This is a genomic window from Pseudomonas sp. GW456-12-1-14-TSB6 (genome assembly GCF_059424205.1).
The window spans coordinates 1-15,437 of record NZ_JBWKZE010000009.1 but is presented as its reverse complement, the minus strand read 5'-3'; the positions used below and the strand labels follow the sequence as shown (position 1 = coordinate 15,437).

The 15,437-nt window shown below is 63.4% G+C and carries 10 protein-coding genes; 2 read left to right on the top strand and 8 right to left on the bottom strand.

Annotated features, from left to right (window positions below; translation table 11 throughout):
- Positions 1-42: 42 nt before the first annotated feature.
- Complete coding sequence (locus AC07Y2_RS10485; RefSeq protein ID WP_103386381.1) at positions 43-999, top strand: alpha/beta hydrolase; 957 nt, start codon at positions 43-45, stop codon at positions 997-999.
- A gap of 65 nt (positions 1,000-1,064) precedes the next feature.
- On the opposite strand, the gene AC07Y2_RS10480 is transcribed toward AC07Y2_RS10485, so the two are convergent.
- The 5 genes from AC07Y2_RS10480 to pvdM form a co-directional block, all read right to left on the bottom strand.
- Positions 1,065-3,545, bottom strand: a complete 2,481-nt coding sequence (locus tag AC07Y2_RS10480) for a TonB-dependent siderophore receptor (protein ID WP_092163864.1) — start codon at positions 3,543-3,545, stop codon at positions 1,065-1,067.
- Between the two features lie 113 nt (positions 3,546-3,658).
- Complete coding sequence (locus AC07Y2_RS10475; RefSeq protein WP_085667888.1) at positions 3,659-5,308, bottom strand: cyclic peptide export ABC transporter; 1,650 nt, start codon at positions 5,306-5,308, stop codon at positions 3,659-3,661.
- Between the two features lie 109 nt (positions 5,309-5,417).
- Positions 5,418-6,305, bottom strand: coding sequence for a dihydropyoverdine dehydrogenase (pvdO, locus tag AC07Y2_RS10470; protein ID WP_039770096.1), 888 nt, complete (start codon positions 6,303-6,305; stop codon positions 5,418-5,420).
- A gap of 39 nt (positions 6,306-6,344) precedes the next feature.
- Entirely contained in the window at positions 6,345-7,622 is a 1,278-nt protein-coding gene (gene pvdN, locus AC07Y2_RS10465) for a pyoverdine-tailoring periplasmic protein PvdN (RefSeq protein ID WP_039770098.1), read from the bottom strand.
- Entirely contained in the window at positions 7,619-8,989 is a 1,371-nt protein-coding gene (gene pvdM / locus AC07Y2_RS10460; RefSeq protein WP_039770100.1) for a pyoverdine-tailoring dipeptidase-like protein PvdM, read from the bottom strand. The genes pvdN and pvdM overlap by 4 nt, the downstream gene beginning before the upstream one ends.
- Positions 8,990-9,208: 219 nt before the next feature.
- Here pvdM and pvdP point away from each other — a divergent pair, with 219 nt between their 5' ends.
- A complete protein-coding gene (gene pvdP / locus AC07Y2_RS10455) occupies positions 9,209-10,834 on the top strand; it encodes a pyoverdine maturation tyrosinase PvdP (protein ID WP_103386380.1) in 1,626 nt (541 codons plus the stop codon).
- Between the two features lie 57 nt (positions 10,835-10,891).
- Here the strand turns inward: pvdP and AC07Y2_RS10450 are convergent, their stop codons facing one another.
- Genes AC07Y2_RS10450 through AC07Y2_RS10440 form a run of 3 tightly spaced genes read right to left on the bottom strand, consistent with a single transcriptional unit; the run spans position 10,892 to position 15,431 of the window.
- Complete coding sequence (locus AC07Y2_RS10450) at positions 10,892-12,286, bottom strand: efflux transporter outer membrane subunit (RefSeq protein ID WP_103386379.1); 1,395 nt, start codon at positions 12,284-12,286, stop codon at positions 10,892-10,894.
- 7 nt (positions 12,287-12,293) lie between these two features.
- Positions 12,294-14,267 (bottom strand): MacB family efflux pump subunit, encoded by a 1,974-nt coding sequence (locus tag AC07Y2_RS10445; RefSeq protein ID WP_103386378.1) that lies wholly within the window; start codon positions 14,265-14,267, stop codon positions 12,294-12,296.
- On the bottom strand, positions 14,268-15,431 hold the full coding sequence (locus AC07Y2_RS10440; RefSeq protein WP_103386377.1) for an efflux RND transporter periplasmic adaptor subunit: 1,164 nt from the start codon (positions 15,429-15,431) through the stop codon (positions 14,268-14,270).
- Positions 15,432-15,437: the final 6 nt, after the last annotated feature.

Genomic DNA, 15,437 nt, shown 5'->3' with positions numbered 1-15,437 from the left:
GCCGAGGCGCGCCCCTTTTTTGCTGATACAAGGATCTTCGCGATGTCGTTACACCCTGATCTGGAAGCCTTTCTCGATCTGGCTCAAGACAGCCAGGATGCCGGTCTGCCGGCGCTGCACCAAATGACCCCGGCCCAGGCCCGGGACACCTTCGAACAGACCACTGCGCAGTTGCGCTGGACGGCGCCCGAAGACCTGGACGTGCAGGCCATCAGCGCTACCGCCCGGGACGGTGCGTCTCTGGCACTGCGCTTGTATCGCCCGCACGGTGTGGCAGCGCCGATGCCGGTACTGGTGTATTTCCACGGTGGCGGGTTTGTGGTCGGAAGCCTCGATTCCCATGACGGCGTGTGTCGCGAGTTCTGCCGGCGCACGCCGTGCGCGGTGCTCTCCGTGGGCTATCGACTGGCGCCGGAGCACCGTTTCCCGACGGCACTGGAAGACGGTGAGGACGCTTTGTCGTGGCTGGCCGAACACGCGGCTTCGTTGGGCCTGGACTCGGGCCGGGTCGCCTTCGGCGGTGACAGCGCCGGGGCCACGCTGGCCACCGTACTCGCGGTGCAAGCGGTGGTTCAGCCGCACACCGTGGCCATCGCGCCCAAGGCTCAGTTGTTGTGCTATCCGGTCACCGACGCTTCGCGTGCCCATGATTCGCGTACCTTGTTCAGCGAAGGCTATCTGCTGGAAGACGAGACACTGGACTGGTTTTACGGGCATTACGCGCGCACCCCGGAAGATTATCAGGACTGGCGTTTCTCGCCGTTGCTGGCCGAAGATCTGCGTGGCGTCGCCCCGGCCATTGTCGTGCTGGCCGGGTTCGATCCGCTGCTCGATGAGGGCCAGGCGTATGTCGACAAGTTGCGTGAGCACGGTGTGAGCGTCGAGCTCGAGCACTGCCCGGGGTTGACCCACGATTTGCTCAGGCTGGCGTCGGTGATGCCCGATGTCCTGCAGGTACACGAAACCCTGAGCCGTGCGCTGAATCGCGCGTTGAACTGAACCCCAGACAAATTCGCAGACCAGAAAAAACCCCGCAATGCGGGGTTTTTTCATGGGCGCTGTAATCAGAAGTCGGCTTTGACCGACATCACGAAGTTGCGCGGATCGCCGTAGAAGTTACCGAAACTTTCGGTGCCCACCGTGGCGTAGTAGCGTTTGTCGAACAGGTTGTTGCCGTTGAGGGCGACGGACCAGGTGTCATCGATGCGGTAGCCGATGCGACCGTTCCAGACCGCATAACCCGACTGGGTGATGTTGTCACCGCCCAGTGGCGAGGTGCGGTAGTTGCCGCTCTGGGCGTTGACGCCGGCACCGATGGTGACGCGATCCAGAGGGCCGCTCAGGCTGTAGTCACCCCAGACGCGCAGCAGGTGGCGCGGTACGTAGGAGTTGTAGACCACGCCGTCCTGGGTGGCGTCGGCATCTTCCAGCACTTTGGTCTGGGTGTAGGTGTAGCCGGCCAGCAGTTGCAGGCGATCGATCACTTCACCGCTGACTTCCGCTTCGAAGCCCTGGGCGCGGACCTTGCCGGAGTTCAGCGAGCAGGAACTGTCTTCACAGCGCGGGTCATCCTGGGCCGCATCTTTCTGAATGGTGCGGAACAGGTTGAAGGAGCTGTTCAGGCGACCGTCGAACCACTCGCCCTTGATCCCCAGCTCGTAGCTCTGGCCGATCAGGGGTTTGAGGGTGCTGCCGTCAATGGTCTTGTAGCCGCCTTGCGGGGTGAAGATATCGGTGTAGCTGGCGTACGCGGTCAGGTTGTCGTTGAGGTCGAACAACAGCCCGGCAAACGGGGTGACCTGTCCGGTTTCGGTGGACTTGGTGCTGACCGGGGTGCCTTCGCCGCGGAAGTACTGCACGGAGTCGGTATCGGATTTGTACCAGCTGACACGGCTGCCCAGCACGAAGGTCAGTGGGTCCGCCAGTTTCAGGCGGGCGGTGGAGTAAACGCCGTATTGCTTGATGCGCATGTCCACCGGACCGCCCCGGGAGGCGTTGGCCAGGTAGTAGCTTTCGTCAGGCTGGGGCAGGTGATGGTTCGGGTTCAGCACGTTCTGGCGCTGTGGCAAGGCCGCCACGGCGTAGAAGTCATCCTTGTGGGAACGGCTGGCGTTGGCGCCGACGGTGAGTTCATGCTGCTGGCCGAACGCGTCGAATTTGCCGTCCACGTAGGCATCGAAGCCGTAGTCGGTCTGCTCGTAGTCGTAGATGCTCCCCAGCATCAGCGTGTTGGAACTGGTGGCGCCTACCGGCACCGCGCCGCTCGGGAACGCGTATTCCATGTCCTGGGTGTTGCGCGAGAAGACCCCGGCCACTTTCAGGGACCAGTCGTCGTTGAACTGGTGTTTCACGTCGCCGAAGTAGGTGGCGCGTTTGCTGCGCTGGTTGTTCCATGAGGTGTTCAGGCAGGTGGAGCGCTTGAGGTGCAGGTCGGAGCCATCGGCATAGCGCGGCAGACCGCCCCAGCAAGGTGTGGCGTCGACGTCTTCATAGGCCATGCCCAGGCCCAGGGTAGTGTCGGGGCTGAGGTCGAAGTCCAGTGCACCGTAGTAGATCTGGTCCTTGCGGCTGGCCACGTCATAGAAGTACTGACGGGTCTGCTGGGTGACCACGGCGCGGCCACGGATGGTGCCGGCGTCGTTCAGCGGGCCGCCGGTGTCGACCTGACCACGATAGTTGTCCCACGAGCCTGCCGAAAGCGACAGTTGGGTGTGCGGGGTGTCCTGGCCGCGCTTGCGCACGAAGTTGACGCCACCGGCCGTACCGCCTGCGCCTTTCATCATGCCGGCAGCACCGCGCAGCACTTCGACGCGGTCATAAATGGCCATGTCGCTGTTGAAGCTGTCGGCCTGTACGTAGCTGCTGCCGATGTCCAGCGGCACGCCGTCGTACTGGTACTGGCCGGTCATGCGGAAACCGCGCGAGTAGAAATACTTGCCGCCCATGGGCGAGTCGTAAACGGTGATGCCTGGAGTCTTTTCCATCACTTGTTCGATGGTGTTGAGGTTCTGGTCGTCCAGCATCTTGCGGGTCATGACCGTGACCGACTGCGGGGTTTCCTTCAGCGAGTGCACGCCCTTGCCGATGGTCACGCCACCGGTGGTGTAAGAATTGCTGCCTTCGGTAGTGGCCGTCAGTCGTTGCCCATCGATGTTGGTCGGTGCCAGTTCCATCGCGCTGCCGGTGGCGGGTGCCAGCAGGGTCACGGTATTGCCGTCACGCTGGTGACGGATGCCGGTGCCCTTGAGCATGGCCGCGATTGCGCTGTCGTCCGCATACCGGCCGTTCAGGGCGGCGGAGCGCAGCCCTTGCAGGCTTTCCGGGCTGTAGATGATTTGCAGGCTGGTCTGCTGACCGAGCGATTGCAGGGCCTGGACCAAAGGTTGCGCCGGGATGTTCAGATTCCATTCCTGAGCCTGGACATACGGGGTGACGGCCAGCGTCATTGCCAGTCCCAGGCCGGTGGTGGCCAGACGGGAGCGGGTAGCACCGTGCATGAGCAGGGCTCGGGTCAGTGGGCGAAGCATGAAGCGGGATGCGGACATGAGGTTAAGACCTTGGCAGGTATAGTTGTTAATGGTTCTTATTCATCTCATTAAGACGAGAAAGCCGCGGTAAACCGGAAAATATTTTTCCGGTCTGGCCGCGGCTTCGTCGATCAAGCGGTTTGCAGTTCGCTTTTGACCTTTCCGGCCTCCATGCGGACCAGTTGATCGGCAACGTCGAAGTAACGGTCATCGTGGGAAATCACGATGATGGTCTTGCCCAGCCGTTTCAGGTCGGGCAGGAGTTCGGTGTAGAAAATCCGCCGGAATGTCGGGTCCTGATCGGCGGCCCACTCGTCGAACACCAGCACCGGGCGCTCTTCGAGCCAGGCGTTGACCAGTGCCAGACGCTTGCGCTGGCCGGTGGACAGATCGGTGGTGGTGAAGGCGCCATCGCGTACGCTGACTTTGTGCGCGATCTCCAGGCGTTCGAGGTAGCGGGTAGCGTCCTGCGGTACTTCGCGGTCTCCCTGAATCAGGTCGTCGAACAGGTAGTAGTCGGCAAAGATCGTGGTGAAGTTCTGGCGGTAGTCGTCACGGTTCAACGCGGTGATTGGCTGGCCGTTGACCCGGATTTCGCCTTCGGTCGGCGCATACAGGCCCAGCAGCAGTTTGATCAGGGTGGTTTTGCCGCAGCCGTTTTCACCGACGATAAACACGATGTCGCCTTGCTCGATGCGCAGGTTGACCGGTCCGAGGCGGAACGGTTCGCTGCCTGCCACTGGCGGGAAGGCATAACGCACATTGTTCAATTCCAGACGGTTGACGACACCGGGCTTGTTGCCCTGGTCTTGCAGCAGCAGGTGCGGCTCGGGCGAGGAGAATTGCTCGCTCAATTCGGCAATCCGGCGGAAGGCGATTTGTGCGCGGCTGATGATCGGCAGCGTGCTGACCAGATGTTCCAGCGGGCCCTTCATGTACAGCAGCACCAGCACGAAGCCGCTCATCACGGCCTTGTCACCGCTCGGCCAGAACGATTGCAGGGCCAGTGCCATACCGATCACCACGAAGAACAGCATCGAACCGAAGGACTTGGCAATCACGAAGGTGTTGATCGATTTGATCTGGGTGTCGCAGATCTTTTCGGCAGTCTTCTGGATACCCGACACAAACATGCGCTGGCGGCGCGGGCGATGGATGCGCAGCTCCTTGGCACCTTCGGCGATCGCGTTGTAGTGCTTTTGCAGCTCGTCTTCGGAGTCGCGCGCAGCGTAAAACCCGCGCATGCCCTTGGCCCGGGCAATCGCCTGAATGGTGGTGCCGATGGCGATTGCCACCAGCATCATCAGGAACATCGGCCAGGACAGCATCGCCAGATAACCGAGGCAACCCAGGGTCACGGTCATGGAAATGGCCAGCGGTGCAAACGCGAAGGCGAAGTCGCTGATGGTGTCCACGTCGTGGGTCAGCACCGGAATCAGGCGGTGGCTGCGATAGCGTTCGATCTGGTCGATCGGCGCCGACAGCACTTTCTCCCCCAGCTCTTTGCGCAGGCGGGCAATGATGTGTTGGCCGACGTAGTTGGTGCCGATGTCGGACAGGATCGTGGTCAGCAAGGCCAGGGCGCACAGCCCGGCGAAAATCATGACCACGGTGCGGGTCAGTCCGTCGGCCGAGTGCAAGGCGTTGTTGATGGTCGCCAGCAGCACGGTGACGCTCAGGCCGCCGATCATGCCGAGCACGATGGATACGCAGACAATCAGGCGGAAGGGCTTGAGCAGGGCGAACAATTCGTTGATCGCCCCACGCGTTGGCTTGGTCATGGAGGATTCCTGCTTCGGTGCGGAGGGAGTGCCGGTATGTAAGGAAAACGAATGGTCACGGGGTTTCTTTAAACGACCGCAGACGGGCTGCGGTCGCTGACAGTCGGGCTCAGAGGTCGCGCACTACGCGAAAGCCCAGCCAGTCGCCCTTGCTGGTCGGCCAGCTGCTGTTGCGGTTGCCGGAACGGGAAAACACCGGTGCCTCGCCCCAGTCGTTGCCGCGCATGACCTGGCGTTCGCAGTTTTCCTGTACCCACGGACGGCCGTCACTGGGTACGCCGGAGTAATCCTTGTGATAACAGTCGGCTGTCCATTCGTAGACGTTGCCGTGGGCGTCGTACACGCCAAAGGCGTTGGCCGGGAAGGTGCCGGCCGGGGACGTGAAGTTGTAACCGTCGGCGGCGCCGTAGGTGTTGGCGTGTTTGGAAATCTGGTAATCGCTGCCTTCGTCGAACGGGAAGGGGAACGATCCGGTGCTGCCGCCACGGGCCGCGTATTCGCGGATCGACTCGCTCGGCAGGCGATAGCGGTGGCCGGTCTTTTTCGACAACCAGTCGATGTAGCCCTGGGCTTCGGCCACGTTCATGCAGACGGCCGGGTCGCGTTTGGTCTGTTTGAACTCGGGCTTGCCGGCGGTGCAGCGGCGGCCCGGGCGATCATCGAAGTCATAGGGTTTGGCGCCGGTCTCGCGGACATATGCGTCCCACTCGCCGACCAGCACCTGAAAGCGGCTGATGGCGAACGGTCGGGTGAAGGTCACTTCGTGTCGCGGGCCTTCGTCGGGTTCACGGCCGACTTCGTCGTCCGGTGTGCCCATGGTGTAACTGCCGGTCGGCAACACCACCATTTCCGGACAGTCCTTGCAGTCCTTGAACACTTTACCGGGTGCCGGCGGGGTGGCTGCCAGGGCAGTGCCCGGCAGCAGGCCCGCGCACAGGGCGGTCAGCGCCAGTGCGGACAATGCCTTGAAGGCGGTTGAGGCGTGAGGCTTTTTCATGAGTCGTCTCTGTTTAAAGTAAAACCGGGGGCGCAGGGCTCAGGCGCGCAGCGTCTTGCCCAGCACATCGAGGAAACGGTCCACTTCGGCTTCAGTGTTGAGCAGACCGGGCGCGGTACGGATCACCGGGCCGACGTCGCGGCTGACGGCATCGCAGACCACGCGGTGTTTCATCAGGCGGGCGGCGATGTCATCGCTGTCACGGCCCTTGACCCGGAAGAAGCTGAAACCGGCGGAGAACTTCGGCTCGACCGGGGTCACCAGCTCGACGCCCGGTTGCTCCTGCAAGCGCTGTTTCAAATAGCTGTTGAGCTGGTGGATGCGGGCTTGCACATCGGCCTTGCCCACTTGCAGGTGCAGCTTGAACGCTTCGTCCACCGCCCAGCGATGTTCGAAGGCGTGATAGCCGCCGGGCGTCATGGTCTTGGCGAAGGTCGTGGCTTCGGAGAAGGTCGGCACGCTGGGGCTGACGTATTTCACCTCGTCGCTGCGACTGCAGACGATGCCGGTGCCGCGCGGGCCGAACATCCATTTGTGCGTGCCGGCGATGAAGAAATCGCAGTTCATCTGCGGGAAGCTCAGGTCTTCGACACCGAAGCCGTGCACGCCGTCGACCACGTAAATGATCCGGTCCTTGTCGTCGCGGTTTCGGTTGTGTTCGTCGACGAGGCGGGCAATGTCGGCGATCGGCAGTTTCACGCCGCTGCCCGAATGCACCCAGGTCATGCCGAGGACGCGGGTTTCGGGGCGGATGTTGCGATTGATGGTGTCGAGCACCTGATCCGTCGAAACGCTTTGCGGGTTCTCGAACAGCGTGAGCTTGCGCACCCGGGTGCCGTCGCGGGCGGTGCGGAAGTCGAGGATGTTGCGGGTGGAGTAATGCTCGTGAACCGTGGTCAGGATTTCCTGGTCCGGGCGCACGTGCACACTGCCGTAGATCATCGCCAGACCTTCGGTGGTGCTGCCGGTGAGGGCGATCTGGCTCGGCCTGGCCTGCAAGTAGTGGCCGGCCCAGACCCGCACGTTTTCTTCGCGCTGTTCGGTGACGCCCAGATCCCAGTCCATCGCCAGGCCCGGATTGCGGTCGATGTCCGCACGATGGCGGGCAATGGCTTCGCGCACCGGCCTTGGGTGCGATGTCACCAGAAAGTTGGCGAAGTGGATCGCGTCCGGGTCCTGTTCGAACAGCCCGCGCAGTTTCACCCATTTGTCCTGCGGCGAAGCGGCGGCGCGGGCCGGCTCAGCCAGGCTCACACCCAGAGGCAGAGCGGCGGCCAGTACGCCGGCCTGTTTCAGAAAAGTACGGCGGTCAGTCATGGTCGGGTCGCGTCCTGACGGGAGAGCAGTGCGGGTTTGGCGGCTTTCTGCACCTGATCCCAGACCCGCAGGAAGTTGCCGCCCCACAGCTTGGCGATGTCGGCTTCGGAGTAACCGCGCTGGATCAGTTCGGCGGTGACGTTGCGGATTTCGCCGACGTTCTCCCAACCCTTGATTCCGCCGCCGTCATTGAAGTCCGAAGAGATGCCGACGTGATCGATGCCGATCTTGCGTACGGTGTAGTCGATGGCGTCGCCGAAGTCCTTCAGGGTGGCTTTCGGTTCTTCTTCGAGAATCCCGTACAGGCCGCTGGCGTACTGGCCGAGTTTCTGTTCCGACCAGGCGGTGATGATCGGGTCGCCCGGCATCAACGCCATGGCCAGGTTCGGCAGAGGCGGCAGATCGAAACGGGCGCGCAAGGCATTGAGTTTGTCCTGGGTGCCTTGGGTCAGCGGTTTGAGGTACTGCGAGAAACCGACCACCTGCACCACGCCGCCGCTGTTCTTGATCAGTTGCAGCTCCTTGTCGCTGAGGTTGCGCGGAATGTCCACCGCCGCCCTCGGCGCCGAGTGCGAAGCCACCAGCGGTGTACGGCTCAGTTGCGCGACCTGCTCCAGGCCCTTGGTCGACATCTGCGAGACGTCGATGATCACGCCCAGGTCGTTCAGGCGGTGCACGGCCTGTTTGCCGATATCCGACAGGCCGTCGAGCGCATCCGGGGAATCATTGAAAAACGGCAGCGGGCGCGAGGAGTCTGCCCAGCTGTTGTTGCCGATGTAGCTGAAGCCGAACATGCGCATGCCACGACCGGCCCACAGGTCCAGTTTGCTCAGGTCGTTGCCCAGCGGGTAGGCGTTGAGCATGCTGATGAAAATCGCAAACTTGCCTTCGCCGTGCAGACGGCGGAAATCGTCGGGGGTGTAGGCGATGCCGACCTGGTTGGGGAAGTCGCGCACCAGGCCCGAGATGATCTTGTAGCGCACTTCCTGTTGATTGCGGGCCTCTTCGACGAAACCGTCGGTAGGCCGGTGCGGGGCGTTCGGGCCGTTCCACATCTCCGGCCAGCCGAAGACCGTCAATGCGGCGCCGGACAGCCGTCCGCGGTTGGCCTTGATCAGGTCGAACTGCCCGGAGCCGTCCTTGTCGGCTTCATTGCCATGGGTGCCGAAACTCAAGGGCACGGTGATATGGCTGTCGAACGACAGGATCCGTTCCTGCAGTTCGGTGGCCTGTTTCATCACCTTGACCGGGTAGCCGGGGTTGTCCCTGAACCAGTAATCCCAGGCCAGGAAGCCTGCACCGGCGCTGATCGCCAAGGCCAGCGGCAGGCCGATGTATAGAGCCTTTTTCGAACGCGGTTTTGTCATTGCCATCTCATTCAGGTTCGCCGTCGAGGTACAGGCGCAGGGGCCTTTGCTATCTGGGAGGAACGACTGGGGAGGCAAACAATTTAGCGAGGCGGCAAAAGAACGCGCGAACGCGGTCCGGACCTTCGGAGGATCTTTTCGGGCAGGCGATAAATTTGTCGCACCAGCAAACGTTCTAGCTTGGATAAAGCCTGCTTCATGGCTGACACAGGTAGGGCAATGACGATCTCTCGACGCTGGTTCATGGCGGGCATGGCACTCACGGGCGCTGCGCTGCCTGCCGCTTTTTATGCACATCGTGAGCTGACCCGCGAGGAGGAGCCGGTCACGCCGGGCGAGGCCACGGTGGATCTGGCAGACACTGCCGGCCAGCAGTTGGCCGACAACCTGCGCGGTGTCTGGGACATCCGCTTCACGGGCGCCGATGCCGGGCTCGACGGCCTGCCCCGTGAGGGCCTGGAATTGTTTCTCGATATTGCCCAGCGCGGGCGCGGCTTGCGCGGCTGTCTCGACACCGGCGCGCGGTTGCGGAGCGACGGGTTGCCCCGCTATGACGTCATTGGCGATCTGGTCTCGGGTAATGGCGCGCAGCTGTACTGGCGTCTGATGCGCACGGACCAGCCACAGACGCCGGCGGTCTACGAGCTCGATGTCAAACTGGACGAAGTCTGGGCGGCCTTCGGCAATGCCGGCAGCGGCACGTTCACCGGGCAGGTGCTGCGCCTGGATCGGCCGCTGGGTCTGCCGGAACTCGATAACCGTTTCATCGCCATCAAACGCCGTTTCCCCGAGGCTCGTGAGCGAACCGGTCTGAACCCGACGTTGCTGGCGTGGCTGGTATCGCCCGAGCATCGCCTGTTTCACCAGCTCTGGCATGCCTCGCGGGACAAGTGGCACAAACTGTCCGAGAAAAAACGCGATGCGTTGCGCGGCATCGGCTGGCAACCCGGCCCGCGTTACAAGGAGCGCGATGCGCGCGGTCCGCGCAAGGATCGCAACGGCTCGGGCATCGACTTCTTCTTCATGCACCGGCACATGCTGGGCACTGCACGTTCGATGCAGGACTTGCCGTCCTGGTTGAAATTCCCCGCGCCGCAACCGGAGCTCGAGCGCGATCGTCAGGGTTTTGCCCGCTACTTCGACAACCATGACGGCGACGCCTTGCCACCCACCTGGCTGACCGAAGGCGATGACGAATACACAAAGTGGGTCAGCGACATCAAGACGGCCGAGACCTACCACAGCAACTTCCAGGTCTGGGAATCGCAGTACACCGATCCGCGCTATCTCTCGAAGCTGACGCTCGGCCAGTTCGGCTCGGAAGTCGAGCTGGGTCTGCACGACTGGCTGCACATGCGCTGGGCATCGGTGGCCCGTGATCCGTCCAACGATATTCCGGTGCCGATGGCCCGGGATCAGGCTGACTTCGCGGCGCGCTGGTACGCGCCGGAGAACGACTTTCTCGGCGACCCGTTTTCCTCCCATGTGAACCCGGTGTTCTGGCGATTCCATGGCTGGATCGACGACCGCATCGAAGACTGGTATCGCGCTCACGAACGCTTTCATCCGGGTGAGGTGAGCCGTCTGCAAGTCAACGGCGTGCCATGGTTTGCACCGGGGCGCTGGGTCGAGGTCGATGATCCGTGGCTCGGCCCGGACACCCATGGTTGCAGCACCGTTCCGGGCCTTCAGGTGGGGCGTTCGGTGGAGATGGATCCGGAAACCATGAAGCTGGCATTGCGCATCACGTTCGGCGATGAAGACAACATGGCCGACCTGTTCCGCAAAGTGCCGCAGCGACCGTGGTACGCCAGGCACCTGAAGGTCAAGGGTCGGCAGCTCTGAAGGCAAAAAAATCGCAGCGTCGGGCTGCGATTTTTTTTGCCTTGAACAAGGCGCTGTTCAGATGACTTGCCAACCCCCGCCCAGCGCCTTGTACAGCGCAATGCTGGCCTGCAGGCGTGACAGCCGCAGCTGCACGTTCATGTCCTGGGCGGCATACAGCGTGCGTTGAGTCTGCAACACCGTCAGCAGATCCTCGGCGCCGGCCTGATAGCGGCTCTGGGCGATGTCGAACGCGGTCTGTGCCTGGCGCAGTTCCTCGCCTTGCCATTGACGCTGTTCATCGAGGCCGCGAATGCTCGTCAGGGCTTTTTCCACGTCCGCGAAGCCATTGATGATTGCGCCGCGATAGGTCTCCAGCAATTCTTCCTGGCGCGCCGTGGCCTTGTCGCGTTCGGCACGCAGGCGGCCATTGTTGAAGATCGGTGCCACCAGACCTGAGGACAGGTTGTAGAAGGTCGTGCGCAGCAGATCCGATGCGAGGTCCGCGCCGGTGCCGAGGCTGGCGGTCAGCGTGACCTTGGGCAGCATGGCGGCGCGGGCCACGGTCACATCGGCCTGGGCGGCGGCCAGTCTGGCTTCGGCGCTGGCGATGTCCGGGCGCCGTTGCAGCAGATCGCTGGGCACACCACTGGCGATGTCCGGCCATTGCAGTTGGGCGAACGCCTGTCGGGGTGTCGGCAACTCCTGCACCGGATGGCCGAGCAGGGCGGCCAGGGTGATCAGTGCCTCGCGGGCCTGTTGTTGTACCAGCGGCAGTTTGCGTTGTTGTTCGGCGACCAGGCTTTTCTGCTGAGCCAGTTCCAGCGCGGTGGCGCTGCCGGCGTCGTGGCGGGTCTGCACCAGATGCAGAACACTTTGCGCATTGACCAGATTGAGTTCGGCGATCCGCGCCTGTTCGCGCAGCGCCAGGGCCTGGGTGTAGCTGTTGGCGACGGCACTTTGCAGGGTCAGTTCCACCGTTGAACGGTCGAATTCGCTGGCCTGCACACCGAGCACCGCGCTGTCCCGGGCGGCGCGTTTGCCGCCCCAGAAATCGATTTCGTAACTGGCACTCAACTCGGCGTCGTAGTAATCCAGCGAGCGGTTGTCGGGGTTCACGTCGAGCTGGCTGTAGCCTTTGCCGTGCAGGAGTTTCTGCCGATTGGCATTCAGCCCGGCCTTGACTTCGGGCAGCAGCGGCGCGCCGGCGATGGTCGCGCTGGCCTGCGCCTGCCTCACCCGGGCGACTGCGGCGGCCAGGTCATGGCTACCCAGCCGGGCCTGTTCGATCAGATGATCGAGTTCCGTGCTGCCGAAATGCGTCCACCATTGTCGATCGCTTTGGCTGGCGCCGGGATGTTCGGGCGATTGCCAGGCGGGCGGTGGTTGCAGGCCGCTGTCGGGGCGTGGCGCGGGGCTGCCGCACGCCGCCAGCAAAACGCTGGCGGCGAGAAGTGTCAGGTGGGCTTTCATAGGTCGATCATTCACTGGTGAGGGCCTTGACCGGATCGAGCCGGGCGGCCTTGCGGGCAGGCATGAAGCCGAAGATGACGCCGGTGGCCAGCGCGCAACCGAAGGCGCCGAACACCGCAATCCACTGGAACGCCATGGCGACGCCGCTGAGTTGCAGCACACCGCCGACCAGCATCGCCAGGCTGATCCCGGCAACGCCGCCGACCACCGAAAGCATCACTGCCTCGGTCAGGAACTGGCGCAGGATGTCGCGCTGACGGGCGCCGGTGGCCATGCGGATGCCGATTTCCCGGGTGCGCTCGCGCACGGTCATGAGCATGATGTTCATCACGCCGACACCGCCCACCAGCAAGGAAATGGCGGCGATCGCGCCGAGCATCAGCGACAGCGTGCCCTGGGTTCGCGCCTCGGCCTGAATCATGGCGGCGTTGTTGGTCAGCTCGAAATCCCTTTTGCCGTTGTGCCGGCGCAGCATCGATTGCTCGATGGCCTGCTCCGCCTCCTTGACCTTGCGGGCGTCCCGCGCGGCGATGACCACATATTCGGGGTTGCGGCTGCCGAACAGGCGCATGCTGGCGGCGGAGTAGGGCACGGCGATCCGGTTGTCACTGTCCGAGTCGCCGGAGCTGGAGCCTTTTTCCGCAAGCACTCCGAGCACCTGGAACGGTACGTTTTCGATCAGGATGTATTGACCGACAGGATCGGCGACATCCTTGAACAGTTTGTCGCGAACCTTGGTGCCGATCACCGCCACGGCAGCGGCGCTGTCTTCGTCGGCTTGCGTGAAGTAGCTGCCCTGGACCACCGGCCAATTGAAAATGGTCGGAAAGTTGGTGTCATTGCCGCCCACGTAACTGGTGTGGTCGGCATTGCCGAAGCGCACGCCGGCGGTCGAGCCGTTGACCGGCATGATGCGTTCCACCTGGGGCAGGGCGGCCAGTTCGGCGACGTCATCGAGGGTGATGATGCCCGGTGGCGTGCGCGGGTTGGGGGCAGCGCCGCTGAGATAAATGATGTTGGAGCCGAAGGCGCCCATTTGCGCCATCACCTGGCGCTTGCTGCCTTCGCCCACCGCCAGCATCACCACCACAGACGCGACGCCGATGACGATGCCCAGCAGGGTCAGCGCGGTGCGGAAGCGGTTGACCCACATCACTCGCCACGCCGCTTGCACGGCGTCCACCAATTCGCCTTTCCAGGCGCCGGTCTGGGTGCTGCCGGTGTTCAGACGCTCGCGCAGATCCACGGCCTGCAATGCGCCGGAACCGACGGCGGGCAAGGGGGGCGATGACGGATCGGCGGTGTCGCTGATGATCATGCCGTCGCGGATTTCGATGATGCGCTTGGCACGTTGCGCGACTTCGCGGTCGTGGGTGATGAGAATCACCACATGGCCCTGATCTGCCAGTTCATCGAGCAGGGTCATGACCTCGGCCCCGCTGTGGCTGTCGAGCGCACCGGTGGGTTCGTCGGCGAGAATGATATGACCGCCATTCATCAGCGCACGGGCAATCGACACCCGCTGCTGCTGCCCGCCGGAGAGTTGGTGCGGGCGATTGGCAGTGCGGCCGGCAAGGCCCAGGCGAGTCAGCAGCGCGTGGGCCCGGGCGTGGCGTTCGGCGGCCGGTGTGCCTGCGTAAATGGCCGGCATTTCGACGTTTTCCTGGGCCGAGCCGGACGGAATCAGGTGATAGCCCTGGAACACGAAGCCGAACGCCTCGCGTCGCAGCCAGGCCAGAGCGTCGGTGTCCAGCCGCGCGACCTCTTCACCGGCAAACAGGTATTCGCCGCTGGTCGGTCGGTCGAGGCAGCCGAGGATGTTCATCAGTGTCGACTTGCCGGAACCGGAGGCGCCGACGATCGCCACGAATTCGCCGGCATGAATCGACAGATCAATGCCGCGCAGCACTTCCACCCGCGGACTGTCGCCACCGCCATAGGCTTTGCGGATCTGCCGCAGGTCAATCAGGGGCGTTTGCATTCAGCCTCCGTTGCCGGTGGCCGGGCTGCTCAGGACATGATCGCCTTCGACAAGCCCTTCAAGAATCTGCGTGCGCAAGCGGTCGCGGATGCCGGTGCGCACTTCCCGGGATTGAACCTCGCCATTGGCGGCGACCACCTGCGCCAGTTGCCAGTCCGCGCGAGCGCTGCGTTGCAGGGCGGCGGTGGGCACGGTCAGGGTGTTTTGTGCCTGTTGCGAAACGAAGAACACCTGGGCGGTCATGTCGGTCATCAGGGTGTTATCGGCGTTATCGACATCCAGCAATACCGTGTAAAGCACCACCCGTTCGCTACCACTGCGACCGCTGGTGGGGCTGGCGCCCTGGCTCTGTTCCAGCGGACGCGGCGGCACCGGCAGGATCTGCCGTACGGTGCTGCTCCAGCGCCGGCTGCCGCCGCTGAGGGTGGTGAAGTAAGCGGTCATGCCCGGTTTGACGTGACCGATGTCGGCTTCGGAGACCTCGGCCCATACGGTCATCGGAGAGAGCCGCGCGATCCGCAGAATCAGCGGGGTCTGCTGTTGCGCGTTGAGTGTCTGGCCTTCCCGGGCGCCTACTGCCACCACCGTGCCGGACATCGGCGCATAGATGCGTGTGTAGCCGAGCTCGGCTTCGTCGCTGCGCAGGCTGGCCTGTGCCTGGCGGATCTGCGCCTGAAACATGTCGATGCGGGCCTGCGTGGCGCGCACTTCGGCCCGGGCGGTCTGGACGTCTTCCTCGCGGGTGGCGCCGCCGGCGGCGAGTTTTTGCTGGCGCTGGTACTTTTGCTGCGCCAGCTCATGCTGGGCTCGTTGCTCCTGCAACTGCGCCTTGAGGTTCTCGATGGAGAACCGGCCTGCGTCGAGCTTGGCCTTTTGCGTGGACGGGTCGATCTCCACCAGCAACTGGCCTTCCTTGACCGCATCGCCGGCCTCGACATGAATTTTCTGGATCTGCCCTGACGCCTGGGCGCCCACATCCACATAGCGCCTCGGTTGCAGGGTGCCGAGTGCGGTCACGCTGTTTTCGATATCGCCGCGTGTCACTTGAACAGTGGCGAGGGTCTCACGGCCCGGCGGCAATACCTGCCACGCGGCAACGGCGATGACAGGGATCAGGCAGAGGGCAACGAACAGGGCGCGTCGGGCGGGGCGGGGACGTTTCATGCAGGG